The 25,930-nt window shown below is 60.1% G+C and carries 27 protein-coding genes; 13 read left to right on the top strand and 14 right to left on the bottom strand.

Going from position 1 to position 25,930, the window contains the following annotated elements:
- Positions 1-115: 115 nt before the first annotated feature.
- The gene (locus ACMYUN_RS03840; protein WP_415762938.1) at positions 116-1,198 is read left to right on the top strand and encodes a hypothetical protein; all 1,083 of its coding nucleotides are present in this window, start codon (positions 116-118) and stop codon (positions 1,196-1,198) included.
- A 2-nt stretch (positions 1,199-1,200) separates the two neighbouring features.
- The gene (locus ACMYUN_RS03835) at positions 1,201-1,554 is read left to right on the top strand and encodes a DUF1428 domain-containing protein (RefSeq protein ID WP_415762936.1); all 354 of its coding nucleotides are present in this window, start codon (positions 1,201-1,203) and stop codon (positions 1,552-1,554) included.
- 63 nt (positions 1,555-1,617) lie between these two features.
- Here ACMYUN_RS03835 and ACMYUN_RS03830 read toward each other — a convergent pair whose 3' ends face one another.
- The 7 genes from ACMYUN_RS03830 to ACMYUN_RS03800 form a co-directional block, all read right to left on the bottom strand.
- Positions 1,618-2,619: a glutathione S-transferase family protein gene (locus ACMYUN_RS03830; RefSeq protein WP_415762935.1), complete on the bottom strand. Its 1,002-nt coding sequence runs from the start codon at positions 2,617-2,619 to the stop codon at positions 1,618-1,620.
- 92 nt (positions 2,620-2,711) lie between these two features.
- Positions 2,712-3,713, bottom strand: coding sequence for a glycosyl transferase family protein (locus ACMYUN_RS03825; protein WP_415762933.1), 1,002 nt, complete (start codon positions 3,711-3,713; stop codon positions 2,712-2,714).
- Complete coding sequence (locus ACMYUN_RS03820; RefSeq protein ID WP_039762378.1) at positions 3,710-4,045, bottom strand: TusE/DsrC/DsvC family sulfur relay protein; 336 nt, start codon at positions 4,043-4,045, stop codon at positions 3,710-3,712. The genes ACMYUN_RS03825 and ACMYUN_RS03820 overlap by 4 nt, the downstream gene beginning before the upstream one ends.
- A complete protein-coding gene (gene tusB / locus ACMYUN_RS03815) occupies positions 4,042-4,335 on the bottom strand; it encodes a sulfurtransferase complex subunit TusB (protein ID WP_415762932.1) in 294 nt (97 codons plus the stop codon). Before tusB ends, ACMYUN_RS03820 begins: the two co-directional genes overlap by 4 nt.
- Positions 4,335-4,691: a sulfurtransferase complex subunit TusC gene (tusC, locus tag ACMYUN_RS03810; RefSeq protein ID WP_039762381.1), complete on the bottom strand. Its 357-nt coding sequence runs from the start codon at positions 4,689-4,691 to the stop codon at positions 4,335-4,337. The genes tusB and tusC overlap by 1 nt, the downstream gene beginning before the upstream one ends.
- 2 nt (positions 4,692-4,693) lie before the next feature.
- Entirely contained in the window at positions 4,694-5,086 is a 393-nt protein-coding gene (tusD, locus tag ACMYUN_RS03805; protein ID WP_039762396.1) for a sulfurtransferase complex subunit TusD, read from the bottom strand.
- Between the two features lie 171 nt (positions 5,087-5,257).
- A complete protein-coding gene (locus ACMYUN_RS03800; RefSeq protein WP_130000162.1) occupies positions 5,258-5,587 on the bottom strand; it encodes a DUF6388 family protein in 330 nt (109 codons plus the stop codon).
- 133 nt (positions 5,588-5,720) lie between these two features.
- Here ACMYUN_RS03800 and ACMYUN_RS03795 point away from each other — a divergent pair, with 133 nt between their 5' ends.
- The gene (locus ACMYUN_RS03795; protein ID WP_039762384.1) at positions 5,721-6,071 is read left to right on the top strand and encodes a hypothetical protein; all 351 of its coding nucleotides are present in this window, start codon (positions 5,721-5,723) and stop codon (positions 6,069-6,071) included.
- Positions 6,072-6,175: 104 nt separating this feature from the next.
- Here the strand turns inward: ACMYUN_RS03795 and ACMYUN_RS03790 are convergent, their stop codons facing one another.
- Positions 6,176-6,601, bottom strand: a complete 426-nt coding sequence (locus ACMYUN_RS03790; protein WP_039762386.1) for a GNAT family N-acetyltransferase — start codon at positions 6,599-6,601, stop codon at positions 6,176-6,178.
- A gap of 151 nt (positions 6,602-6,752) precedes the next feature.
- On the opposite strand from ACMYUN_RS03790, the gene ACMYUN_RS03785 reads away from it, so the two are divergent.
- The 3 genes from ACMYUN_RS03785 to ACMYUN_RS03775 all read left to right on the top strand — a co-directional run bounded on the left by ACMYUN_RS03785 (position 6,753) and on the right by ACMYUN_RS03775 (position 8,736).
- A complete protein-coding gene (locus ACMYUN_RS03785) occupies positions 6,753-7,190 on the top strand; it encodes a hemerythrin domain-containing protein (protein WP_039762387.1) in 438 nt (145 codons plus the stop codon).
- A 220-nt stretch (positions 7,191-7,410) separates the two neighbouring features.
- Positions 7,411-8,046, top strand: coding sequence for a lytic polysaccharide monooxygenase auxiliary activity family 9 protein (locus tag ACMYUN_RS03780; RefSeq protein WP_039762388.1), 636 nt, complete (start codon positions 7,411-7,413; stop codon positions 8,044-8,046).
- Positions 8,047-8,145: 99 nt separating this feature from the next.
- Positions 8,146-8,736: an NUDIX domain-containing protein gene (locus tag ACMYUN_RS03775; protein WP_415762929.1), complete on the top strand. Its 591-nt coding sequence runs from the start codon at positions 8,146-8,148 to the stop codon at positions 8,734-8,736.
- 1 nt (position 8,737) lies between these two features.
- Here ACMYUN_RS03775 and ACMYUN_RS03770 read toward each other — a convergent pair whose 3' ends face one another.
- Entirely contained in the window at positions 8,738-9,253 is a 516-nt protein-coding gene (locus ACMYUN_RS03770; protein WP_310408928.1) for a methylated-DNA--[protein]-cysteine S-methyltransferase, read from the bottom strand.
- A gap of 150 nt (positions 9,254-9,403) precedes the next feature.
- On the opposite strand from ACMYUN_RS03770, the gene ggt reads away from it, so the two are divergent.
- From ggt to ACMYUN_RS03755, 3 genes are all read left to right on the top strand, one after another.
- Positions 9,404-11,131 carry a gamma-glutamyltransferase gene (gene ggt / locus ACMYUN_RS03765; RefSeq protein ID WP_415762928.1) on the top strand — a complete coding sequence of 576 codons (1,728 nt, stop codon included), beginning with the start codon at positions 9,404-9,406 and terminating at the stop codon, positions 11,129-11,131.
- 65 nt (positions 11,132-11,196) lie between these two features.
- A complete protein-coding gene (locus tag ACMYUN_RS03760; RefSeq protein ID WP_415762927.1) occupies positions 11,197-11,730 on the top strand; it encodes a cysteine hydrolase family protein in 534 nt (177 codons plus the stop codon).
- Between the two features lie 2,420 nt (positions 11,731-14,150).
- Positions 14,151-15,164 carry a lysozyme inhibitor LprI family protein gene (locus tag ACMYUN_RS03755; protein WP_415762926.1) on the top strand — a complete coding sequence of 338 codons (1,014 nt, stop codon included), beginning with the start codon at positions 14,151-14,153 and terminating at the stop codon, positions 15,162-15,164.
- On the opposite strand, the gene ACMYUN_RS03750 is transcribed toward ACMYUN_RS03755, so the two are convergent.
- Positions 15,134-15,475 carry a hypothetical protein gene (locus ACMYUN_RS03750; RefSeq protein WP_415762925.1) on the bottom strand — a complete coding sequence of 114 codons (342 nt, stop codon included), beginning with the start codon at positions 15,473-15,475 and terminating at the stop codon, positions 15,134-15,136. The genes ACMYUN_RS03755 and ACMYUN_RS03750 overlap by 31 nt on opposite strands.
- 160 nt (positions 15,476-15,635) lie before the next feature.
- Here ACMYUN_RS03750 and ACMYUN_RS03745 point away from each other — a divergent pair, with 160 nt between their 5' ends.
- Positions 15,636-17,081 (top strand): SulP family inorganic anion transporter, encoded by a 1,446-nt coding sequence (locus ACMYUN_RS03745; protein WP_415762924.1) that lies wholly within the window; start codon positions 15,636-15,638, stop codon positions 17,079-17,081.
- Here the strand turns inward: ACMYUN_RS03745 and ACMYUN_RS03740 are convergent.
- Together ACMYUN_RS03740 and ACMYUN_RS03735 are read right to left on the bottom strand one after the other, a co-directional pair.
- Positions 17,049-19,280, bottom strand: coding sequence for a response regulator (locus ACMYUN_RS03740; RefSeq protein WP_415762923.1), 2,232 nt, complete (start codon positions 19,278-19,280; stop codon positions 17,049-17,051). The genes ACMYUN_RS03745 and ACMYUN_RS03740 overlap by 33 nt on opposite strands.
- Positions 19,281-19,467: 187 nt before the next feature.
- Positions 19,468-19,986, bottom strand: a complete 519-nt coding sequence (locus ACMYUN_RS03735) for a carboxymuconolactone decarboxylase family protein (RefSeq protein ID WP_415762922.1) — start codon at positions 19,984-19,986, stop codon at positions 19,468-19,470.
- Positions 19,987-20,117: 131 nt separating this feature from the next.
- Between ACMYUN_RS03735 and ACMYUN_RS03730 the strand changes: the two genes are divergently transcribed.
- A complete protein-coding gene (locus ACMYUN_RS03730; protein WP_039762273.1) occupies positions 20,118-20,933 on the top strand; it encodes an AraC family transcriptional regulator in 816 nt (271 codons plus the stop codon).
- A 3-nt stretch (positions 20,934-20,936) separates the two neighbouring features.
- Here the strand turns inward: ACMYUN_RS03730 and ACMYUN_RS03725 are convergent, their stop codons facing one another.
- Positions 20,937-21,830: a DMT family transporter gene (locus tag ACMYUN_RS03725; RefSeq protein ID WP_415762921.1), complete on the bottom strand. Its 894-nt coding sequence runs from the start codon at positions 21,828-21,830 to the stop codon at positions 20,937-20,939.
- Between the two features lie 89 nt (positions 21,831-21,919).
- On the opposite strand from ACMYUN_RS03725, the gene ACMYUN_RS03720 reads away from it, so the two are divergent.
- A complete protein-coding gene (locus ACMYUN_RS03720) occupies positions 21,920-23,251 on the top strand; it encodes a PLP-dependent aminotransferase family protein (protein WP_415762920.1) in 1,332 nt (443 codons plus the stop codon).
- Between the two features lie 39 nt (positions 23,252-23,290).
- Positions 23,291-23,665 carry a c-type cytochrome gene (locus ACMYUN_RS03715; protein ID WP_415762919.1) on the top strand — a complete coding sequence of 125 codons (375 nt, stop codon included), beginning with the start codon at positions 23,291-23,293 and terminating at the stop codon, positions 23,663-23,665.
- Between the two features lie 539 nt (positions 23,666-24,204).
- Here ACMYUN_RS03715 and ACMYUN_RS03710 read toward each other — a convergent pair.
- Entirely contained in the window at positions 24,205-25,860 is a 1,656-nt protein-coding gene (locus ACMYUN_RS03710) for a diguanylate cyclase (protein WP_415762918.1), read from the bottom strand.
- Positions 25,861-25,930 lie beyond the last annotated feature (70 nt).

Raw genomic sequence — 25,930 nt, 5'->3', positions numbered from 1 at the left:
TGGTGACTGATGCACCGCTTTCGCGAGCAAGCCCGCTCCCACATTGGTTATCAGCCAAGCAGTCACATGCCTATACTCAAAGCTGCACTTCCCCAAGCCAAAGGACACCACCACCGTGAACCCGCGCGCGCTGGTCGTCGCCGCACTGTTTCTGCTGGCTGGCTGCGCCACCTCGGCCCGGGCACCGGTCAGTGCGCCACAGGCGGTGGTGGTGTCGGCGCAAACCTGGCAGCAGATCGACCGCGAAATCATCAGCGCCTCGCAGCAGGCCACCGAGCAGGTCAAGCTGTTCGCTCGTGGCTCGATGGAACATTGGCGCACGCGGATCTATCAGCAAACTGAAGAAAATTTCATCCCTTGGTTCAGCAGCTATTGGACTCAGGAATGGCTGTCGATGAAGGTCAGCTGGTACACGATCAGTGCTGGCGGCGAGCAGGACGCTTCGGCGAAACGCCTGGCGGCGTATCTACTTGAGCAATATCAGGAAAAAGTCCTTGCGCCGGTGGCAGTGGAGATTGATCCGGACGCGATCCTGGCTCAGTCCACGGCGTTCTACGCGCAATTGATGGCGCAGCAGATGCCGCTCATCGCCCAGCGCCATGGCGTGCCGATCGCACAGCTCAACGGACGCTTGCAGCAGATCCCGGCCATTGCCCTCGGCCCACCGCCGGCACGGGATGCTTCATTGTTCAAAGTCATCAGCACCGAGCCGCTGAACACCCTGCCGGCGTACGCCGCGCTGATCGACAAGATCCACACGGACGGCGGCGCCAAGGGCATTTCCTCCACCGACGCGGCGATGGCGCCGGTGGCCAAGCGCGCCAGCCAGCGCATCGAAGCGGAAATGGCCCCACGCGGCGCCGCCAGTGCGGTGGCGGCGGCCGCCGGGAAACTGGCCGGGGCGATGATTTCCGTCGGTGTGGCCGGCATCCGCGCAATCATCCAGGCCAACGACCGTCCGGACAGCGAAGCACTGATCCGCAGCAGCCTCGGCAATACCTTCGACAAAGCCTGGCAGAAGTTGCTGCAGAATCCGACCACAGGAGTGATGGCGGGCACGTTGCACATCGCCGGGCAGGTCGAGGGCAATTTGAGCGCTGGCGCAGAGCCGTCCGTCGGGCTGGGAAACAATCACGTCGAATGGCGCCCGCCGCAATCGACCAGTCAGCAGATCGAACCCAACCTGAAAGGAGAATGAACATGGCTTACATCGATATCTTCGTGGCGCCGGTGCCTGACGCCAATCATGCGCAATACAAAAAACACTGTGAGATCGCCGCCAGGCTGTTCAAGGAATATGGCGCCGTGGATGTCGTCCAGTGCTGGGGTGACGACGTACCGGAGGGCAAGCTCACGTCGTTCCCGCTAGCGGTCAAACTCAGGGAGGGTGAAACCGTCTCGTCCGGTTGGCTGATCTGGCCAGACAAGGCCACCCGCGATGCAGGTATGGCGAAAATGATGGAAGACCCGCGCATGCGGCCCGACGTCAATCCGATGGGTTTTGATGGCCAACGGATGATCTTCGGCGGTTTCAAAAGGCTCTCTGAATCCTGATGGCAGTACGAACGCCTGTGGCCGCGTGCAAGTGCAGCACGCGCCACAGAAGCTCGTCGACGATCAACCTCGACGCCAGACGCCGTTGCCGCTCAAGCGCGACCGATCATGCGGTCCGGTGAAGTCCTGCTTCGGACCTTTCGGCACCACACCGGTCGGGTTGATCGTCTTGTGGCTGCCATAGTAGTGATGCTTGATGTGCTGGAAATCCACGGTTTCGGCGATTCCCGGCCACTGATACATCTCGCGCAGCCAGTTCGACAGGTTCGGGTAATAGGCAATCCGCCGCAGGTTGCACTTGAAGTGCCCGTGGTACACGGCGTCGAAGCGAATCATCGTGGTGAACAGGCGCACATCCGCTTCGGTCAGGTATTCGCCGCTCAGGTAGCGATTGGCACCTAGCAGTTGCTCCAGATGGTCGAGTTCGGCGAACACTTCATCGAATGCCTGTTCGTAGGCCTGCTGCGACGTGGCGAACCCGGCACGATAGACACCGTTGTTCACCGCCGGATAGATCCGCTCGTTCAGGGCGTCGATCTCGTTGCGTAGCGGCGCCGGGTAGAAGTCCAGATCGTTGCCGGTGAGCCCGTCGAAGGCGCTGTTGAACATGCGGATGATCTCCGCCGATTCATTGCTGACGATGCGCTTGAGCTGCTTGTCCCACAGCACTGGCACCGTCACGCGCCCGGTGTAGTCGGGGGTATCAGCGGTGTAGCGCTGGTGCATGAAATCGAAATCATCGAGTTTGTCGCCGGTCGAACCGAGCGCCTTGTCGAAGGTCCAGCCGTTTTCCAGCATCAGCCAACTGACGACCGAAACGTCGATCAGGCTTTCCAGACCTTTGAGTTTGCGCAGAATCAGCGTGCGGTGCGCCCATGGGCAGGCGAGCGAAACGTAGAGGTGATAGCGCCCGGCTTCGGCAGCAAAACCGCCTTCACCGCTGGGGCCTGGCTGACCATCGGCGGTCACCCAGTTGCGGCGTTGCGCTTGTTCGCGCTGGAATGCGCCGTCCTTGCTGCTTTCGTACCACTTGTCCTGCCAGTGGCCGTCGACGAGTAAACCCATGATCAAGACTCCTGAAAACCAATATTCGTTGGAGTCGAGTCTATTCCGATGAGTTCGAACAAAAAGCGCAAAGATCGGGCGCTAATGATCGGTTAGATCGATGTATTTCGCGCTGCCCAATACTGCTCGGCCGTGGCGAAGGCTTGCTCGCGATCTTGACCAAGGCCGCGCAGGGCGAGGGCCATGGTCGCAATCAGGGCCATTTGCGGGTAACTGTCGACCACGTCCCCACGCCAAACGGCCTTCAGGTGTTCGATGTCCAGCGAGGCGGGTTTGACGTGGCGCTGCGCTGACAGCTGTGGCCATTCCTCGTCCCAGCTCTGACCACCGCTGGTGCCGTAAAGATGACTGGTGGCATCGGGGTTGATCTCGATTTCACCGCCATCGCCCTTGACCACAATTGCCGTGTCGCCGAGCAAGCCGCTGGCATCGCGATGCACCGCCTGGTAGCCGGGATGGAAAATGCTCTGCAGGCCACAACGTGCACCGAGCGGATTGAGGATTCGCGCCAGCGAGTGAATCGGCGAACGCAGGCCCAGGGTGTTACGCAGGTCGATCATCTTCTGCAATTGCGGCGCCCAGTCCATCAGCGGCATGAAAGCCAGTCCGCCGTTATCCAGCGCCGCGCCGACTTGATGCCAGGTGCGGCACAGGGGAATGTTCAGTTCCCCCAGTAGTTGTTCGCTGTACAGGCGCCCGCCCGTGTGTGCGCCGCCGCCGTGCATGAAGATGCGCACGCCGTTCAGTGCCAGGCACTTGGCTGCCAGCAGATACCACGGCAGATGGCGTTTTTTGCCGGCATAGGTCGGCCAGTCCAGGTCGACATTCAATGCCGGCGCCTGCAAGCGTTCGCGCAGGGCTTCGGTGAATCCGGCCATTTCCTCGGCGCTTTCTTCCTTGTGCCGCAGCAACATCAGGAAGGCCCCGAGTTGCGTATCTTCGACCTTGTCGTCGAGCACCATGCCCATGGCCTCGCGGGCTTCCTCGCGCGTCAGGTCGCGGGCGCCGCGCTTGCCTTTGCCGAGAATGCGCACGAATTGTGCGAACGGGTGCTCGGCAGGCGTTTCGAGGGTCAATGCAGAAAAGTCGTTCATAGGCAATTCGTCGGTTTGGGCAGGCCCGCCAGTTTCGCGGCGAGTTTGGCAGGGGTGCCTTTGAACAGTCGGTTCAGGTGCAGGCTGTTGCCTTTGTCGGCGCCGAGTTTCAATGCGGTGTACTTGATCAGCGGTCGCGTCGCCGGCGAAAGCTGGAACTCGGCATAGAAACTGCGCAGCAGCTCGAGGACTTCCCAGTGTTCGGGCGTCAACTCGATGTCTTCGGCGGCGGCGAGGGCGCTGGCGACATCAGCCGACCAGTCGTTGAGGTCAACGAGAAAGCCGTCCTTGTCCAGTTCGATGGCGCGGGCGCCGACGGTAAGGGAGTTCATAGCCAGCTGTTGACCTTGGCGTGATGAATCGACAGTTCGACGAAGGCCGGGTAGTCGATGGCCTCGGCCCAGTCCGGAATGTCGATCGCACGCGCCTGTGCGTCCTCAAGCAATACAAACAGCTTGATGGTTCGCTCTTGCAAAGCAGAAAACGCCACAGTGCCCGGTTGCAGCGCATACACCGCATCGCCGGACAACAACACAGCATCGGCGCTGCCGAGCAGGCGCAGGCAACTGCTCAGGCGATCGTCGCCGAACGGAGAATGAGACAACACATGCAAAGTCGACATCAGAGGGTGATCACCTGATCGTAGCGGTCAATAAGGGCGGTGATTTGCTCAGCGGCGAGCGGCTGCGCTTCTTCCAGCGACACGTTGCCGAGGCCGCGAGCACTGGCGCTTTGCGCGCAATAAAACAGTTCTTCGACACCAAACATCGGCAGCGCCTGCAGATTGGCGCTGAGGTCTTTCTGCTGCAAGGCCTTGGCGTTCTGTCCGGCGGCCAGTTGCAGCACGCCGTCATCGAGAAACAGTAAACCGATCGGCAGATCGAAGGCGCCACCGGCAAGTACGATATCCAACGCTTCCCGTGCGCCGGGGCCAGACCAGGGCGACTGGCGGCTGATGATCAACAGCGATTTGGCCATGTTCACGCGCCTCCGAAACAGATCAGGCGGTCAGCGTCCTGCACGGCATCGTGCAATTGCCCAAGACCGGACAGTTCCCACGGCGCGCTCACTGAAGTCGCTTCTCGCTGGTAACGTTTGGCTTCTTCTTCGTTCAACACACCACGGCGCAACGCGGCGGCGATGCAGACCACGCCGTCGAGTTGCTTTTCGTTGATAAAGGCGCGCCATTGCTTGGGCAAGTCCAGTTCATCCTGCGGCGTCACCACCGCATCGGAGGCGTTGAACACGCCGTCCTGATAGAAAAACAGCCGGACAATCTCATGTCCGCCAGCCAGCGCGGCCTGGGCAAACAGCAGGGCACGGCGCGAGGAGGGCGCATGGGCGGCGGAAAACAGCGCAATGGCGAACTTCATGATGGACTCGATCAGCGAAACTGCGGCCATGATAAAGCTTTATTGCGGCAGCCGCGAAACCCCAGTTTTACGCAGATTCCTTTGTAGTAGCTGCCGAAGGCTGCGATCTTTTGATTCTGCTCTTCAAGATTAAGATCAAAAGATCGCAGCCTTCGGCTGCTCCTACATCGATTAGGGGGTAATGCCGTAAAGATCGCAATACTCGACCCAGTCCATCCCGGCCATCTCCGCAACCTCCCGATGCACCTCAAGCCGTTGCGCCTGATAGTCCTCGGGCGAGTCAGCCGTCAATTGCAGTGTCAGTTCCCAGGCAAATAATCCCTGGCTTTCCGCCTCGGCCTCGAATGCCTCATGCAGGCGTTCTTCGCGATACTGTGCCTGGGTTTCGCCCTTGGCCTGAGCCAGCAGCGGGTTGAGGTGATCGAGGGTTTCCCGCAATTCGGGTCGCGCATCGAGAAACAGTTTCAGAGCCTGTTCATGTCGCTGGTCGCTAGGCGCCATGTAATGTCCTTGTGTGGCTGAAGATCTCAGGGTGCCGCAGCTGCTCGCGCGTGTCGCGCATAAAAACAGTAAAGCAGAACGATTTGCTGCCTTGCAGTGCTACAGTCCGCTTTTTTCTCGATGAGCGAATGCAATGCGAATGCTGATGGTAGCGCTGGCGGCGGCCCTGTTGGCCGGATGTGCCGGTTCGGTGATGAACGAGGCTCGCACCAAGAGCCCGGACAAGGTCCTGACCTCGGACAAGCCGGAGAAAGACGTCGCCCGGTGCGTGCAATTCGCCTGGCAGGACGAAGCGGTGTTTGGCGTCGACGCGGCGGCCTATCTGGAGCCGCGCGAGTCCGGCGGCACTACGGTCTACACGCGTTCGGCAGAGTCGTTTGTCGATGTGCTTACCGAAGCCTCGGGTACGACTTTGAATTACTACGCACAACAGAGTGATTTTGTCGCGATGCGACGGATGGCGGCGATGGCGACCTGCCTCTGACTGTGTGTCGAGGCGGCTGGCGCTTTCGCGAGCAGGCTCGCTCCCACAAGTTGAAATGCTTTCCAGTGTGGGAGCGAGCCTGCTCGCGCAAAAGAGCGACACAGTCAATCGATCAGCCGCTTCTGGAAAAAATGCCGCTTGTGCCCCAGCGGATAATCGACAATCTCGCCACATTCGCTGTATCCGACCTTTCTGTAAAACGCCGGCGCCTGGAAAGAAAAGGTGTCGAGCCAAATGCCCACGCAGTTTTTCTCCCTGGCAAAGTCCTCGGCCATGCGCATCAGTTTTGTGCCGATACCCTGACCACGACCTTGCTCCGGGACCGCCAGCAATTCAATGAACAACCAGCGGTAGAACGTGTGGCCATACAGGCCGCCGAGGATCTCGTCGTTTTCGTTACGCACCAGCAAGGCAATCGGCTCCCACGTGGATGGCCCGGCCTTGGCAACGTTGTGCGCGCGCAAGGGCGCAAGAATCGCTGCGCGCTGTTCTTCGGTAGGGTTCTGCGTCAACTCGATACGCAAGTTCATGCATGACTTCCTTGTGTAATGGAGCGGTCAGCCTACCGCGTCCACACAGGTGCCTCCAACCCTCCGATCAAACAAGCGGAACCGTCAAACCAGCGCTGCGGTCTAGGCTTTTATCGCGTCTTTCCCTGAGCGCGATTGATGAGGACATCCCGTGAATATTTTTGAAGCCCTGCGCGAAAGCCACGAGCGCCAGCGCACTTATGCCAAAGCTCTGATCGCGACCAGCGGCGACAGCCCTGAGCGGGTCGAGGCTTACAAACAACTGAAAGCCGAACTGCAAGCGCACGAAACCGCCGAAGAGCGGCACTTCTACATCCCGTTGATGGAAATTGACGAAGGCGTTGACCTGAGCCGCCACGCCATCGCCGAACACCATGAAATGGACGAGATGATGGAAGAGCTCGACGAGACCGAGATGTCCAGCCCGGCCTGGCTGGCAACGGCAAAGAAGCTATCGGACAAGGTCCATCACCACCTCGAGGAAGAAGAGCATAAGTTCTTCCAGATGGCCGGCAAGTTGCTCGACGATAAACAGAAAACCCAACTGGCTGGACAGTACGAAAAGGAGTATCAGGCGCAACTGCGTTGATCGGCCTCCAGCCGTTTCGTCAACTTGACGTGTAGGTGTTCAGCTATGCGTTGAGTACGAAGTTTCGTCGAGCACTGTTCATTCATCCAGTGTTTGCAGGATTTCATTCGTCCTTCCGGTAGCGCTGCGACAAAAGCGCCGATGGACAAAAAATCCACCTCCGTTAGCTTGAAGGCCTCTCCTCGGGAAGGAGAGTTCTCAAATCAACGGAGTGAAAAACATGAATCAGGCAACTGCACAAACCCAACTGAAACACGGTCGCGTCATCTCGCCAGCGAGTCGCGGCGCGGTCGCCATCGACCTCGGCTTGCTCGGCGCCTGGCAAGTCAATGAAATGGAAGGTGGCAAGAACTTTCCGGCCATGGAAGCCGGACCGTTTCCGTCACCTTTCGAGACAGACTCCGCCAGCGTCGCGCCGCCGGCCGACGGTTACATTCTCAGCGGCGGCAAGACCGATGCCCGCGATTGCGTCAATTACACCAGCGACGAGATGAGCAAGAAGCTCGGTCGTTCGTTCAGTTGGCCGCTGCTTAATGTCGATCCGGGGCAGATGCTCAAAGTCACTTGGGCCTACACAGCGCCGCACACCACTCGGGGTTATCGCTGGCTGATCACCAATGACAGCTGGGATCCTCAGCAACGCATCACTCGTGCACAACTGGAAACCCAGCCGTTCTTCGAGGATTTCTACCCGCAGGTGCCGTATTACAGCCATGCCGGTGAATTGAAGGCGAAGGTCGATCACCAAGTGCAACTGCCGGCGAACAAGAAGGGCCACCACGTCATTGTGCTGATGTGGATCGTTGCCAACACCGGCAACGCGTTCTATCAGGCCTTCGACGTCGACTTCCAGTAACAGCGGCGGCTGAACGAGCCCGGTAGCGCTGCCGGGCTTTTTTTGTCAGCGCAATTGTCCGACCATGGCCGTCCATTCATGAAGACAGGATCAGACGCGATGTCCAACACAGCCGAACGGGTCAACATCGTCGACACTCAGGTGTTGTCCCACGACTGGTATCTGCTGAAGAAAATCACCTTCGATTACCACCGCAACAATGGCGAATGGCAACGTCAGACCCGCGAGGTCTACGACCGCGGTAATGGCGCGGCGATTCTGCTGTTCAACCGCGAAAAGCGCACGGTAGTGCTGACCCGACAGTTCCGCTTGCCAGTCTTCGTCAATGGTCACGATGGATTGCTGATCGAGGTGGCTGCGGGGTTGCTGGAAGGTGCCGCGCCTGAGCAGCGCATTCGTGACGAAGCCGAGGAGGAAACCGGTTACCGCGTGCATGACGTGAAGAAGGTATTCGAGGCGTACATGAGCCCCGGTTCAGTGACCGAGAAGCTGCACTTTTTTGTCGCTGAATACGATGCCGCCTCCAAGGTCAGCGAGGGTGGCGGCCTGCAAGAGGAAACCGAAGAACTGGAAGTGCTCGAGTGGGGATTCGATGAGGCGCTGGCGGCGTTTCAGCGCGGCGAGATCTGCGATGCGAAGACCATCATGTTGTTGCAGTACGCAGCGATGAATAACCTCTTCGTTGCTTGAGTCAGAACAGCTCGCCTGTTTTCCCGAACGTTGACCATTGGCCACCTTCGAGCATCAGTAACCGCTCTTTAGCCTCCAGCCCACCGGCGAAACCCGTCAGCTTTCCCGAAGCACCGATCACTCGATGACACGGCGCAACAATGGAAATCGGATTGCGCCCGTTGGCGGCGCCGACCGCTCGGACCGCCGTCGGATGGCCGATTTGCAGCGCTATCTGGCTGTAGGTGCGTGTCTCGCCAAACGGAATGGTCAGGAGGGCGGCCCAGACTTTTTTCTGGAATTCGCTGCCGACAAATTCCAGTTCCAGGTCGAAGCGATTCCGCGTGCCGGCGAAATACTCATCGAGTTGCCGCGCGGTCTTCATGAGGACCGGATTGTCCGGGGCTTCGCTCATCGGTCCCAGCCTCACCCGGTTCGGTTTGTCGTTTTCCCAGAGGATGGCGGCGAGTCGGCTGCCGTTCGCGACCAGCTTCAACTCACCGACCGGCGAGGGCAGGGTGATGAACGTGCAAGACATGATGGCGACTCCAGAGCTGGGCATTAATGCGGCCCAGCATACTGGCTGAACGGGGAGGCGCAATACGCAAAGCCGACCATACTGCTTGTTGCTCCTGAAGCGTTGCCCTGCGTTTGGCGCAGTCCTCAACAACAAAAAAGAGATCGACTCATGAAGTACGAACCTTTGGCCAGATCGCTCATTGCGACCTCCCTGGCGCTCAGCTGTCTCATGGCTCACGCGGCATCCGTGGCGCCGGTTGCGGCGGAAAACGGCATGGTGGTCACCGCGCAACATCTGGCGACCCACGTGGGTGTCGACGTTTTGAAAAACGGCGGCAATGCCGTGGATGCGGCGGTGGCCGTGGGCTATGCACTGGCGGTGGTTTATCCGGCTGCGGGCAACCTTGGCGGCGGCGGGTTCATGACCATCCAACTGGCAGACGGGCGCAAGACCTTTCTCGATTTTCGTGAGAAAGCCCCGCTGGCAGCGACGGCGAACATGTATCTGGACAAGGACGGTAATGTCGTTCCGGACCTGAGCACGCGCGGTCACCTGGCGGTCGGCGTGCCGGGCACCGTGTCTGGCATGGAGCTGGCCCTGAGCAAATACGGCACCAAGCAGCGCAAGGACATGATTGCCCCGGCGATCAAACTGGCCGAAGACGGTTTCGAGCTGCAGCAGGGCGATGTCGAACTGCTGGAGTACGCCACCGACGTGTTCAAGAAGGACATGCGCGATTCCGGCTCGATCTTCCTCAGCAACGGCGAACCGATGCAGGTGGGGCAGAAACTGGTGCAGAAGGATCTGGCGAAAACCCTGCGAACGATTTCCGACAAGGGCGCCGACGGCTTCTACAAAGGCTGGGTCGCCGATGCCATCGTTACCTCCAGTCAGGCCAACAAAGGCATCATTACCCAGGCTGACCTCGACAAATACAAAACCCGCGAACTGGCCCCGGTGGAATGCGATTATCGCGGCTATCACGTGGTCTCGGCGCCGCCGCCAAGCTCCGGCGGGGTGGTGATCTGCCAGATCATGAATATTCTCGAAGGCTATCCGATGAAGGACCTGGGCTTCCATTCGGCTCAGGGCATGCATTACCAGATCGAAGCCATGCGCCATGCCTACGTCGATCGCAACAGCTATCTGGGCGATCCGGATTTCGTGAAAAACCCGATCGAGCATCTGCTGGACAAGAACTACGCGACCAAACTGCGCAACGCCATCCAGCCGCAAAAGGCCGGCATCTCGGCTGAACTCAAGCCCGGCGTCGCGCCTCATGAAGGCAGCAACACCACGCACTATTCGATCGTCGACAAGTGGGGCAATGCCGTTTCGGTGACTTACACCCTCAATGACTGGTTCGGCGCGGGCGTCATGGCGAGCAAGACCGGGGTGATCCTCAACGACGAAATGGACGACTTCACCTCCAAGGTCGGCGTGCCGAACATGTATGGGCTCGTTCAAGGCGAGGCCAACGCTATCGCACCGGGCAAGGCGCCGCTGTCGTCGATGAGTCCGACCATCGTCACCAAGGACGGCAAGGTGGTGATGGTGGTGGGCACGCCGGGTGGCAGCCGGATCATCACCGCAACCTTGCTGACCATGCTCAACGTCATTGACTACGGCATGGGCCTGCAGGAAGCGGTCGACGCGCCGCGCTTCCACCAGCAATGGATGCCGGAAGAAACCAACCTCGAAGACTTCGCCGCCAGCCCGGATACGAAAAAGATCCTGGAAAGCTGGGGCCACAAGTTTGCCGGCCCGCAAGACCCCAACCACATTGCTGCAATTCTGGTGGGAGCGCCGTCGCTGGGAGGCAAACCGGTTGGCAAGAATCGCTTCTACGGCGCCAACGATCCACGGCGTAATACCGGCTTGTCATTGGGTTACTGAGCGGAGTAAAAAGGGGCGGGCTCAGGTCCGCCCCATTCTCAAGGATTGATCAAGGAAGGCTCGACATGACCACCGCATTACTGATCATCGATGTCCAGCAGGCGTTGTGTGCTGGTGAATATCAGTGTTTTGAAATCGACCGTGTGATCGCCACGATAAATGGTCTGAGCCAACGCGCCCGCGATGCCGGCGTTCCGGTGGTGCTGATTCAACACGAAGAAAAGGACGGTCCGTTTGTGCGCGGTGCTGACGGTTGGCAACTGGCCAAAGATCTGGTGACTTCGACGAAAGACCTGAACGTAGACAAAACCACCGGGGACTCTTTCTACCAGACCGATCTCGGCAAGCTGCTGCCCAGCGAAGATTTTGAGCGACTGGTCATCTGCGGCTTGCAGACCGATTACTGCGTCAACGCCACAGTTCGCAGTGCGCATGAGCTGGGCTACGACGTCGTTGTTGCGAGAGATGCACATTCGACGGTCGACAACGGCAACATGAGCGCCGACGACATCATTGCCCAACACAACAGGGACTTTGCGGCCCTCACCAGTTCCGTGGCTCGGATCGACGTAAAACCGGCCGCCGACATCACTTTCTAACCGTACACACCCCACCTTGTGGGTTGCCGGGGATGGCGGGTGTAGCGCGAAATCCTGTGGGAGTGGGCTTGCTCACGAAGGCGGCAGGTCAGGCAATTATCTGTGGCTGACACACCGCTTTCGCGAGCAGGCTCGCTCCCACATTGGTTTTGTGGGTTGCCCTGTGGGAGTGGGCTTGCTCACGAAGGCGGCCGGTCAGGCAACTTATCTGTGGCTGACACACCGCTTTCGCGAGCAAGCTCGCTCCCACATTGGTTTTGTGGGTTGCCCTGTGGGAGGGGGCTTGCTCACGAAGGCGGCCGGTCAGGCAACTTATCTGTGGCTGACACACCGCTTTCGCGAGCAAGCTCGCTCCCACATTGGTTTTGTGGGTTGCCCTGTGGGAGTGGGCTTGCTCACGAAGGCGGTAGGTCGGGCGATTTATTTGTGGCTGACAGACTGCTTTCGCGAGCAGGCTCGCTCCCACATTGGTTTTGTGGGTTGCCGGGGATCGTGGGTGTAGCGCGAAATCCTGTGGGAGTGGGCTTGCTCACGAAGGCGGCAGGTCAGGCAATTTATCTGTGGCTGACACGCCGCCTTCGCGAGCAAGCTCGCTCCCACATTGGTTTTGTGGGTTGCCGGGGGATCGCGGGTGTAGCGCGAAATCCTGTGCGAGTGGGCTTGCTCACGAAGGCGGCAGGTCAGGCGATTTATTTGTGGCTGACATTCCGCTTTCCCGAGCAGGCTCGCTCCCACAGTGAATTTGTGGGTTGCCGGGAATCGGGGTGTAGCGCGAAATCCTGTGGGAGTGGGCTTGCTCACGAAGGCGGCAGGTCAGGCAATTTATCTGTGCCTGACACACCGCTTTCGCGAGCAGGCTCGCTCCCACAGTGGATTTGTGGGTTGCCGGGGATGGGGGGTGTAGCGCGAAATCCTGTGGGAGTGGGCTTGCTCACGAAGGCGGCCGGTCAGGCAACTTATCTGTGGCTGACACACCGCTTTCGCGAGCAGGCTCGCTCCCACATTGGTTTTGTGGGTTGCCGGGGATCGCGGGTGTAGCGCGTAATCTGGTGGGAGTGAGCTTGCTCACGAAGGCGGCAGGTCAGGCAATTTATTTGTGGCTGACATTCCGCTTTCGCGAGCAGGCTCGCTCCCACATTGGTTTCGTGGGTTGCCGGGGATCGCGGGTGTAGCGAAATCCTGTGGGAGTGGGCTTGCTCACGAAGGCGGCAGGTCAGGCGATTTATTTGTGGCTGACATTCCGCTTTCGCGAGCAGGCTCGCTCCCACAGTGGATTTGTGGGTTGCCGGGGATCGGGGGTGTAGCGCGAAATCCTGGGGGAGTGGGCTTGCTCACGAAGGCGGCAGGTCAGGCATTTTATCGGTGGCTGACACGCCGCCTTCGCGAGCAGGCTCGCTCCCACAGTGAATTTGTGGGTTGCCGGGAATCGGGGTGTAGCGCGAAATCCTGTGGGAGTGGGCTTGCTCACGAAGGCGGCAGGTCAGGCATTTTATCGGTGGCTGACACGCCGCCTTCGCGAGCAAGCTCGCTCCCACATTGGTTTTGTGGGTTGCCGGGGATCGCGGGTGTAGCGCGAAATCCTGTGAGAGTGGGCTTGCTCACGAAGGCGGCCGGTCAGGCATTTTATCTGTGGCTAACACACCGCTTTCGCGAGCAAGCTCGCTCCCACATTGGTTTTGTGGGTTGCCGGGAATCGGGGTGTAGCGCGAAATCCTGTGGGAGTGGGCTTGCTCACGAAGGCGGCAGGTCAGGCGATTTATTTGTGGCTGACATTCCGCTTTCGCGAGCAGGCTCGCTCCCACACTGGTTGTGTGGGTTGCCGGGGATCGCGGGTGTAGCGCGTAATCTGGTGGGAGTGAGCTTGCTCACCAAGGCGGCAGGTCAGGCAATTTATTTGTGGCTGACATTCCGCTTTCCCGAGCAGGCTCGCTCCCACAGTGAATTTGTGGGTTGCCGGGGATCGCGGATGTAGCGCGAAATCCTGTGGGAGTGGGCTTGCTCACGAAGGCGGCAGGTCAGGCATTTTATCGGTGGCTGACACGCCGCCTTCGCGAGCAAGCTCGCTCCCACATTGGTTTTGTGGGTTGCCGGGGATCGCGGGTGTAGCGCGAAATCCTGTGGGAGTGAGCTTGCTCACGAAGGCGGCAGGTCAGGCATTTTATCGGTGGCTGACACGCCGCCTTCGCGAGCAAGCTCGCTCCCACATTGGTTTTGTGGGTTGCCGGGGATCGCGGGTGTAGCGCGGAATCCTGTGGGAGTGGGCTTGCTCACGAAGGCGGCAGGTCAGGCAATTTATTTGTGGCTGACACACCGCCTTCGCGAGCAGGCTCGCTCCAAGGTGACTGAGTGTTCTACGACAACGGCGATTTACGGCAGCAGCACCGGCATACTCCCCGCCATCCGAAGAATGGAATCTCTCGATGTTCGCTATCTCCCTGCGTAACACCCTGGCGCTGGCAACGCTCGCGCTGGCCTGCAGCACCCACGCCAGCAGTTTCGATTGCACCAGCGCCGCCGGCAAAGCCGAAACAGCCGTCTGCAACGACCCGTACCTCTCGAGCCTCGACGACAAACTCGCTGAACAATGGCGGACCACGCTGGGCAACGTTGCCGATCCCAAAGCCCTGAAAACCGACCAACGCCAATGGCTGAAAAACCGCAACGCTTGCGGTACCCAGAGCGCGTGTCTGCGTCGTGAATATCTGATGCGCCTCACCGAACTCGAACATGCGGTCAAGCCGTTCAGTTGGGACGCCACTTGGCAATTGATCCCGCCCAGCACCTCAACTTCGGCGACCATCGTTACGCAGCGTCGCGATGCTACGCACATCGCCATCGATATCTCAGCGGGCGAGGGCGCCAATTCCGGTGATCTGACCGGAGTCGCAACGCTCAAGGATGGAACAGCCGTTTACGCCCTGGACGCCTGCAAACTCACCTTCACGCCCATCAATGGCGTACTGAACGTCACGCAAACCGGTGCGGATTCCGACTGCGGCGGTGGCATGGGCGTGTATTACGCCGGTCGCTATATCGCCTCCGAACAACCGCTGACCCTGGATTACGATCTGCTCAGCCTGGGTCTGGCTCGCACACCCGCAGAAGACCAGGTATTGCGTTCGCTGCTCAAGAATGATTACCAGAAGCTGGTAGAGACCTCGGGTTCCTTGCAGGTCGGCGAGGAATCAAAGGATGTACCTGATACACAGGTCGTGGAAATGTGGATGCGCGGTCTCGGCGGCATCGGCATCCTGATGAGCGCGGCCGACGCGCAGGTCTGGCTGATCTTCAAAAGCTACGATGACCAGGGCCAGGAACATCTGCGGTACTACACCAACGTGACGAAGTGGAAGAATCGCCTGCCCGATGTGCTGCAGGGCTGGTACGACCGCATGCAGGAAAATCATTCACCGATTCTGGAAATGGTGCCCTGAACGTCGAGCCGATTCGCCTCACGCAATAACCGCTCGATCTGCGCCAGTTCCCACGTGCAGAGCAGGCTCACCGGGTCTGTGCCATAACGCTGCCACGTGTCCAGCGTCGCTTCATCCCCGGCCCAGTTGCGAGCGAATTCACAGTGATGCAAGTGTCCGTCGGCGAGGTCCAGCAGCAGATGCCAACCCTCGATATCAACGGCAATCAGCCCGGACTCGGACATTACCTCGCAGACTTCGAACGCAAGCACGCCCAGCGCCACTTCGCGCAAACGCTGACACACATCCCGGGCGGACAAAGACGCTGACATGCTGCAACTCGATTCAATGGGCAAGTCGGCAAGGATAAGCCCCGCGCCAATCGGTGTCAGCGTTTCACTGGCCCGAGGCCGAACAATTCCGTAACATTCGCCTCCCTCTTTTTTCGCGAAAACAGCGGCCGTGCCCGACGGCCGCTCAGTCAGGTAAGCCATGAAACCGATTCGTCTGCGCGCCGATGTCCTCGCCGGACTCACCACCTCGTTTGCCCTGTTGCCCGAATGCATTGCTTTTGCGCTGGTGGCGCATCTCAACCCGCTGATGGGCCTGTACGGCGCGTTCATCATTTGTACGCTGACCGCATTGTTCGGCGGCCGGCCAGGCATGGTTTCCGGTGCGGCGGGTTCGATGGCGGTGGTGATCGTCGCGCTGGTGGTGCAACACGGCGTGCAGTATTTGCTGGCGACGGTGCTGCTCGGCGGTCTGATCATGATGGCGTTCGGGCTGTTGCGCCTGGGCAAACTGGTGCGCATGGTGCCGCATCCGGTGATGCTCGGTTTCGTCAACGGCCTGGCGATCATCATTGCTCTGGCGCAACTGGAGCATTTCAAGAGCGGCGAGCACTGGCTCAGCGGTACGCCGTTGTACCTGATGACCGGGTTGGTACTGCTGACCATGGCCATCGTTTACATCCTGCCGCGCCTGACCAAAGCGGTGCCGCCGGCCCTGGTGGCAATCCTTGGTGTCGGCCTGCTGGTCTACCTGTTCGGCCTGCCGACCCGCACGCTCGGCGACATGGCGCACATTGCCGGCGGTCTGCCGACGTTCGCCATGCCGGACATTCCATGGAGCCTGGAAACCCTGCGCATCATCGCCCCGTACGCGATTCTGATGGCGATGGTCGGCCTGCTGGAAACCTTACTGACACTGAACCTGACCGACGAAATCACCGAAACCCGTGGCTACCCGGATCGTGAATGTGTGGCGCTCGGCGCGGCGAACATGGTGTCCGGCGCGTTCGGCGGCATGGGTGGTTGCGCAATGATCGGCCAGACCGTGATCAACCTCAGCTCCGGCGGGCGCGGGCGTTTGTCAGGCGTGGTCGCTGGCGTGCTGATCCTGTTGTTCATTCTGTTTCTGTCGCCGCTGATCGAGCGTATTCCGCTGGCCGCGCTGGTAGGCGTGATGTTCGTAGTGTCGCAGCAGACCTTCGCCTGGGCGTCGTTGCGCGTGATCAACAAGGTGCCGGCGCACGATGTGCTGGTGATTATCGCCGTGACCACCATCACGGTGTTCACCGATCTGGCCACGGCGGTGCTGTGCGGGATCATCATCGCCGCGCTCAACTTTGCCTGGCAGCAGGCGCGCGAACTGTACGCCGATGAACATCTGGAGGCCGATGGCAGCAAACTCTATCGCCTGCACGGCACGCTGTTCTTCGCCTCGACCACGCCGTTTCTCAACCAGTTCGATCCGGCCAACGACCCGGCCAAAGTCACTCTCGACTGCCGACACCTGAGCTTTGTCGATTATTCGGCGATCGCCGCGTTGAAAACCCTGCGTGAACGCTACGCCAAGGCTGGCAAGCATTTACAGGTGTTTCATCTGTCGGAACGCTGCAAGAAATTACTCAAGCGCGCTGGCGTCGATCACGACTGACGCCGCTGGCGTTGCGTCCTTCAGCCAGGTCTTGCCGAGAATTCGCGAGACCTGTTCGGCGGAGTAGGGCTTGGCGAGAAACTCGAAACCTTCGTAACCACTGCGAGCCAGCTCTTCGCTGTAGCCGGAAGTCAGAATCACCGGCAGATCAGGGCGGCGCTGGCGCAGTTCTTTGGCCAAAGCGACACCAGTGATGCCCGGCATGACCACGTCGGAAAACACCGCGTCGAACGCCATGGCATCGCTGCCGGCCAATTGCAGGGCTTCTTCGGCGTTGGTCGCCCACGCGGTTTCATAGCCCAGATCCTGGAGGATCTGATTGGCGAAACGGCCGACATCGAGATTGTCCTCGACCACCAGCACCCGGCGTTTTTCGCACGCCGCATGCACCTCGCCATCGTCCTTCGTGTCATCCACCTCAGCCTCGTCCGCAGGTACCTCCGGCAGGTACAAGGTGAACTCGGTGCCTTGGCCGAGCACGCTGGAGACATCGACGTTACCTCCGGATTGCTTGGCGAAGCCGAACACCTGCGACAGCCCCAGCCCCGTGCCCTTGCCGACCGCTTTGGTGGTGAAGAACGGCTCGAAAATATGTTCCAGGGCGTGTGCGTCGATGCCGGCACCGGTGTCGGCCAGGGCAATCGACACGAAGTGGCCGTTGGAACCGGCGTGGCCGCGAATCGCCGGCAGCGGTTTGTGGCATTCCAGGCGTAGCTTCAATTCACCCTGACCGTCCATGGCGTCGCGGGCGTTCAGCGCGATGTTGATCAACGCGGTTTCAAACTGACTGAGGTCGACACGGATGTAGCAGGGGTGATCCGGGCGCTCGACGCACACGTGTATCTGCGCGCCGGTGACCGATTCGAGCATCTCGCCGATATTGGCCAGACGTTCGCCGGCATCGACCACTTGCGGATTGAGCGGCTGGCGGCGGGCGAAGGCGAGCAGTTGGCTGGTCAGTTTCGAGGCACGCTCGACCGTGTCGGACACCGCACGCATATAGCGCTGGCGGCGTTCTTCGGAGAGGTTGGGCTGGCGCAGAAAATCCACCGACGAGCGAATGATCGTCAGCAGATTGTTGAAATCATGAGCAACGCCGCCAGTCAGTTGACCGATGGCTTCGAGCTTTTGTGACTGGCGCAACGCCGATTCGGCCTGAGCCAGACGCAGGCTGCGTTCTTCGACCCGCTGTTCCAGTGTGGCATTCAGTTCGGCCAGCGCCAGTAAACCTTCGCGCACGTTGGCGTCGGCACGCACCCGTTCGATATGCGCCCAGCAACGTTCGGTGACTTCGTTGAGCAGCGCCTGTTCGAATTCCGACCAGATGCGCGGTACTTTGTCGTGGATGGCCATTAACGCAGTAAGGCGACCTTGCTTGATCAGCGGCACACAAATGGTGGAGGTGATGCCAATGGCCTGGAAGGTCGCCGATTCCTCCGGCGGCAACTCGCTGCGGTTGTCGTGAATGACCAGCGGTTCACCGGCGCGCAGCAGACGCACTGCCTTCTCACCGAAATCGCGCAATTGATAATGGCCGACAATGCTCGGTGAACCCTGCGCCGCGTAATCGCCACGAATGGTGAAACCGTCTTCGTCGGCATCCATGTCGGCGTAGGCGCAGTTGGACAGTTGCAATTGCTCGACCATCAGCCGCGTGCTCGCCGCCAGGATCGCTTGCGCATCCGTAGCGTTGGTTACCGCGTTGCCAATGGCATCGAGGACGGCCAGGCGGCGGTTGAGATAAACGGTCTGGGTGGTTTCGGTAACGGTGTCGATCATGCCGACGACATTGCCGTGGGAGTCGCGAATCGGGCTGTAGCAGAAAGTGAAGAACGCCTGCTCCGGCCCCTTGCCGCGCTCGATCTGCAGGGCGAAGTTTTCGATGTAAGTGGCCTGGCCGGCATACGCGGCCTCGGCGATCGGGCTGATCTCATGCCAGGCTTCCTTCCAGATGTCGCTGAAAGGACGTCCCAACGCGTGCGGCTTGTCGCCAAGAATCGGTACGAAGGCGTCGTTGTAAAGGGTGATCAGTTGTGGGCCCCAGACGATCGCCTGAGGGAAATGCGACGCGAGACTGAGCGAGACGGTGGTCTTGAGTACATCGGGCCAGTTTTCCAACGGGCCGAGGGGCGAATTCGCCCAGTCGTGACGGCGAATCTGCCCGGCCATCTCGCCATTGTCCTGCAACCAGTCTGTCATGGGGTTCGTGCTTTTCCGGGCGTCTGTCTGAGACAAAGACCTTCGCGCAGGGTGTTTGGTTTCAGCACAGCAGGCACTTGTTTGCGCAACAGGATCTCTGGACATGCATGATGGCAGCAAAAATGTGCGCTGGCGAAAGTGGGTGCCCCTTCGCCAGCGGTTATTTCGCGGTTTTTTGAACCACTGCTCAGGCATCGATTGCCGGGAAGTCGATATCGGTGAGCGCGGTGTTGTTCAGGTAGTTGGTCAATGTCTGCACGGCCACCAGGGCAATCACTTCGATGATCTTGCGGTCATCGATACCGGCAGCGCGGGCAGCGGCCAATTGTTCATCGCTCAAGTGGCCACGGGTTTCGGTCAGTTGGCGGGCAAGGGCGGCGTAGGAATTCAGTTCGCCTTGACGGGCCGCGATGATGTCCTCCGCCGACAGCCCGGCCTTGCCGGCAAACACGGTGTGTGCGGACAGGCAATAGTCGCAACCGTTGACCTGCGAAGTGGCGAGGTAAACGGCTTCTTTCTCTTTGCCGCTCAACGAGGTCTTGCCGAGGATGGCCGAGGCTTGCAGGTAAGTGTCGAGGGCGACCGGCGCCTGGGCGAGGGTGGTAAAAACGTTGGGCAGGAAACCAATTTTTTTCTGCACGCCTTCCAGTGCAGGACGGGTGGCATCGGTGGCGGTGTCGAGGCTGATTGCAGGGATGCGGCTCATGGTGATTCTCCGAAATTCCGCAGCGAAGTGCAGCGGCGATGGAGAGATCTTAGGGGCTGCCAATGGCGCTTTGGCGGCAAATCGTCGAGGATATGCGGCAGATCGTCCAGATATGCCTTCGGGAGTCAGCCATGGATCGCCTTTCCACATTACTCAGTCATTTCGGCGTGAACGCCGGCACCTTCCATAGCGGCGCGTTTTGTGGCGTGAGCATTCACGAAGGCGAACCGGTCGGCCATGTGCATGTTCTGCAAGCCGGGGCGTTGCTGCTCAAACCGGGCAACGAGCGGGAGATCCGTCTGGACGAACCGTCACTGATTTTCTTTCCCCGGCCCTTCACTCACCGGATGTCTGCCGACGAAGCCATGGCCAGCCAAGTGGTGTGCGCCTCGCTGACCTTCGACGGCGGTTCGGGCAATGCCCTGGCCGCTGCGTTACCCGACTATCTGGTACTGAAACTCACCGATATTCCGGAATTGCGCAGCACCCTTGACTGGTTGTTCAGCGAGGCCTTTGAGGGCCACTGTGGGCGGGTGGCGGTGATGGATCGCCTGTTCGAATTGCTGGTGATTTTGCTGCTGCGCCATCTGATTGGCAGTCGCGATCAGCAGCCGGGCATGATGGCCGGGCTGGCTGACGCACGTTTATCCCGCGCCTTGAACCTGATTCACGAGCAACCCCACAAACCGTGGAGCGTTGCCGACCTCGCCGCTGCAGCGAACCAGTCCCGCGCCGGTTTCGCCGAGCAGTTTCGCCGCGTGGTCGGGCAGACGCCGGCCGATTACCTGTTGAGCTGGCGCGTCAGCCTCGCGCAGAAACGCCTGCGCGAAGGCCGCCCGATTGCACTGATTGCCGAGGAGGTTGGATACGAAAGTCCGTCGGCGCTGGCCCGGGCGTTTCGGCGCAAGACCGGGCTCAGTCCACGGCAATGGAAAGCCGGACACTGAACATTACCTGGCGAATTTCTTCGCTCCGGCCACGCAAAGAATCACCCCCAGTGTGACGCCGAGCATGCCGACACTGACCTGCTCATGCAGCAATGTCGCCGCCAGTGCCAGACCAAAAAACGGTTGCAGCAGCTGCAGCTGCCCGACCGCGGCGATCCCGCCCTGAGCCAGGCCGCGGTACCAGAACACGAAGCCGATCAGCATGCTGAACAACGACACATATCCCAGGCACAGCCACGCCGACACGCTGATGTTGGCAAACGAGGCGGGCGCCAGCCACAGGCTCAGCAGCGCCATCAGCGGTAATGACAACAGCAGCGCCCAGCAGATCACCTGCCAGCCGCCGAGGCTGCGTGACAGTTTCGCGCCTTCGGCGTAACCAAGGCCGCAGGCCAGGATCGCCGCGAGCATCAGCAAGTCCCCGGTCGGCGAGGCGCTCAGCCCTTGAGACAAGGCGAAGCCCACCACCAGCGCACTGCCTAGTATCGAGAAGATCCAAAACACCGGTCGTGGCCGCTCACCCCCACGCAAGACTCCAAACATCGCCGTGGCCAGCGGTAGCAATCCTACAAACACGATCGAATGCGCCGACGTTACGTGCTGCAATGCCAACGCAGTCAACAGCGGAAAACCCAACACCACGCCCAGCGCCACAATCAACAGCGACAGCCACTGATGACGCGCCGGTCGCCGCTGTTTGAACATCAGCAAAAGCGCCACCGCCAACGCTCCCGCAATGGCTGCTCGCACGACGGTCAGAAATACCGGATCGAATTCCAGCACCGCCAGACGTGTCGCCGGCAGCGAACCGCTGAAAATCAGCACGCCGATAAAACCGTTGATCCAGCCGCTGGTTTTTTCCAGCGTCGGGTTGGCCGCAGTCGATGTTGTGTGCATGTCGGTCGCGCTCAAGAAGTGGCTTGTGTCGCTGTGATCCTAGGGCTGAGAATCAGCACAATCAAAAAATTGTCATGGATACAGCCGACATGCCCCGTTCCCGTTACAAAACTCTGGTAGACCGTTACGCGGCGGACATTCGTGGCGGACGATTGGCGCCGGGTACGCGATTGCCAACGCATCGGCAACTGGCAGCGCAGGAAGGACTGGCGCTGGTGACCGCATCACGGGTCTACGCCGAGCTTGAGGCGATGGGCCTGGTCAGCGGCGAAGCCGGGCGTGGCACTTTTGTCCGGGAAACGTCGCTGGCGCCGGGGCAGGGCATCGATCAAAAGGACGTGGCGGTCGGCATGATCGACCTGAATTTCAACTATCCATCGTTGCCCGGTCAGGCCGAGCTGTTGCGTACTGCGTTGCGTCAACTGGCGTTGTCCGGTGATCTCGAAGCACTGCTGCGTTATCAGCCCCACGCCGGGCGTGCCCACGAGCGCGCCGCGGTCGCGCAACATTTGTCGGCACGCGGCGTGACGGTCGAAGCTGCGCAGGTGCTGATTGTCAACGGCGCTCAGCAGGGTCTGGCGGTAACGCTGATGGCGCTGCTTAAACCCGGCGATGTGATCGCCGCCGATGCGCTGACCTATTCCGGGTTCAAGGTGCTGGCCGACGCGTTGCATCTGGAAGTGCTGGCGATTCCGATGACGCAACAGGGTCCGGACTTGCCGGCACTGGACAGACTCTGTCGCCAGCGTGCAGTGCGCGCCGTGTACTGCATGCCGACGCTGCACAATCCGCTGGGCTGGGTCATGCCATTGGAACAGCGCGAGCAATTGATCGCGATTGCGCGTCGGCACGATCTGACGATCATTGAAGACGCGGCCTACGCGTTTCTGGTCGAGAACCCGCCATGTCCGCTGATTGAACTGGCACCGGAACGGACGTTTTACGTATCGGGGCTGTCGAAAAACATTGCCACCGGATTGCGGGTCGGCTTCGTTGCCGCGCCGCTGCCTCAAGTGCCCGCACTGGAGCGGATCATTCGCGCAACGACGTGGAACACGCCCGGGGTCATGACCGCCATCGCCTGCGGCTGGCTCGATGACGGTACAGTGACACTGCTTGAACAGCAGAAACGCCACGATGCCATGGCCCGACAGGCCTTGGCGGCCGAGTTGCTGAATGGGCTGCGCTACAGCGCTCATCCGGCCTCTTATTTTCTGTGGCTGCCGTTGCCCGAAGACGTGCGTGCCGATCAGGTCGTGGTCGAGTTGATGCAGCAGCAGATTTCCGTAACCACCGCCGAGCCGTTTTCGCTGTTGGCCAATACGCCCCATGCGATTCGTCTGGCGCTCGGGTCGGTGGACATGCAGGTGTTGCGTCAGGCGTTGATCACTGTCAGGACGATTGTCGGCGCTTATCTGTAAACTGCGCCCACGCCATGAAAAGCCAGTTTGGACTGTTCAATGAAATTCACCACAACACTGTTTCTCGCTTTGCTCTTCAGCACCAGCGCTCAGGCTGAAGGCGATCCTGAGGCCGGGGCGAAAATCTTTCCGCGTCTGTGCGGCGGTTGCCATCAGGTTGGCGAGTCGGCTCGTCCGGGGTTTGGTCCGCAGTTGAACGGCATCATTGGCCGGGCTGCGGGGACTTCGGCCAATTATGTTTATTCCGATGCGATGAAGAACTCGGGGATTACCTGGGATCGGGCGACGCTCAAGGCGTATCTCGAGGATCCGAAAGGGGTGGTGCCGGGGACGCGGATGATTTTCTGGGGGCTGAGTGATGAGGAGAAGCTGGAGAATCTGTTGGCTTATCTGCAGAAGTTCAGTGCTGAATAATTACGGGAACGCGCCGTTCCAGGGCGTTTTGGTAGTTTTGACCGGGTACATATCCATTGCTGCGGTAACGGCTGCTTAGGGTTTCGCCCTTACGGCGACTCACTTTTTTTACAAACGCCTAAAAAAAGTAAGCAAAAAAACGCTTGCTCCTACGTTCGGCCCTCGCAGGCTCGGGTTCCTTCGCTGCGGGATCGATCCAGGCGCAGCGGCTACGGTTTGCTTCGCTGCACCTCCTTCCGCTGTGTCTGGCTTCGCCAGACGGTCGCTGCGCTCCCACGCCCGGATCAATCCCTCCACTCAGCCTTCCGACGTCGCCGGTGGATCAAGATCAAGAGCAGGCGAGCTGACACTCGGCCTATAGGTGAACGTGGGACTGTAGGAGCTGCCGAAGGCTGCGATCTCTTGCTCTTGCTCTTGTAGGAGTGAGCCTGCTCGCGATAGGTATCTCAAAAACGCTGGTGAATAGCAGGTGTACTCAATCCCTGTGTGAGCTGGCTTGCCAGCGATGGGGCCGGCAAGTCGACCTGTCTACGCCGGTGTCAGTGGGCATGAAACGCAACCTGATTGCGCCCTGCAGCCTTCGCCTGGTACAGCTGCTGATCGGCACGTTTGATCAGGGCCGTGTGGTTGTTGTCTGCCGGATCTGCCAGGCCGAGGCCAATACTCACGGTAACGTTGCCGACGCCGGGAAACTCCGCGTCGGCTACCGCTGCGCGAATCTTTTCAGCGACGACTTCCGGGGTGTCGGGTTGCGCCACTTCCGGCAGCAGTACGGCGAATTCTTCGCCGCCGTAGCGAGCGACGAAATCGGTGCTGCGTACGCTGTTCTGGATCAAGGTCGCCAGTTGTTGCAGGACCTCGTCACCGACCGCGTGGCCGTGGCTGTCATTGATGCGTTTGAAGTAATCGGCATCAATCAGCAGCAGGGCAAACGGGCGTCCAGTGCGCCGGGACAGCAGTGAGTACTCAGTGATTTTTTCGTCAAATCGGCGGCGGTTGTAGACGCCGGTCAAGCCGTCGTGGGTGGCCAGGCTCAGCAGCTCGGCATTGGCTTCGGTGAGTGCGGCGGTGCGTTGCGCCACGGTGGCTTCCAGCGAGGCGTTGGCTTCCTGCAGTTCGCGTTCCTTGCCGAGCAGTGATTGCGTCATCGCGTCGATGGACTGGCCGAGCTGGGCAATTTCCAGTACCGGATGCTGGAGCTGGAATTGCGCGCCGGACTGGTTGTTCTGCACCTGTTTGGCCGAGTGCGCGAGTTGTTCGATCGGGCGACTCAGGTACAGCGCCAGGTAATAAGCCACCAGGCCGAAAACGATGGCGGCGAAAACGCCGAGGATCAGCAATTCGTATTGCAGCGTCCGCGCCGGTTGCAGCGCGGTTTCCAGTGGCTGGCGGATGGCGATCGACCACGACAGCGCCGTGCCCGATGGGGTCGGCACGGTGACCATGCTGGTCAGGTAACCGTTGGCCGCCGTCCAGCCCGACAATACCGGGTCGTTGGTCGCCAGCTGTTGGCCCATCAGCGCTTCGGGGTAGAGCACCTTGCCATCGTGGTCGACGATCAGCGCCTGGATATCCGGTGCCGAGTTCTTGTGGGAAAACGCCGCCGACTCGACGATGCGGGTCACCCAGCTCCAGTGCGCATGTGCGCCCAGCACGCCAATCACCAGACCTTCGGCGTTATGGATCGGTGCGGCGAAATCGATGAAGCGCAGTGGCTCGCCATTGGGCAGGCCCGGCAACAATTTCGCCAGCAACACCGCTTCGTGGGGATCGCCGGTGTACTGGCGGCGCAAGCCGGTCTGGAACCACGGGCGTTTTTGAACTGACTGGCCGACCAGCAAATCGTTGACGGCCTGGCGGACGTTGCCTTCGGCGTCGGTGACGCCCATCCACGCGTATTCGGCGCGTGCCTGGGTGCGCAGTTGCATCGATTTGAGGATGGCGGGGTTATCCAGATCACCACGTTCCAGATGCGGAGCGCGACTGAGCAGGTAAACCTCCAGTTGCCGCTCGCGCAGTTGCTCACCCAATAACGTCGCCGCCGAGCGCGCCGTGTTCAGCAAGGCATTGCCGCTGGCCTGCTTCATTTGCTCGGTGGCGATGTGACCGACATAAAAGCCCACACTCAATAGCGTAAGCAGGGACAAACCGCCGAACCACAGGGTGAGATGGCTACGCAGACTGGCTTTGAACATGGGGGCGGTGTCTGTCTTGTTAAAGTGGCGCCATGGTATGCGACATCGCCGATGGCCGGCCAGCGAACAA

Origin of the sequence: Pseudomonas sp. CP4, from assembly GCF_047758505.1 — a bacterium.
In the GTDB taxonomy this organism is placed as follows: Bacteria; Pseudomonadota; Gammaproteobacteria; order Pseudomonadales; family Pseudomonadaceae; genus Aquipseudomonas; species Aquipseudomonas fluorescens_AO.
Note: the sequence above shows the minus strand (reverse complement) of the source record. Positions and strands in the feature narration are given on the sequence as shown.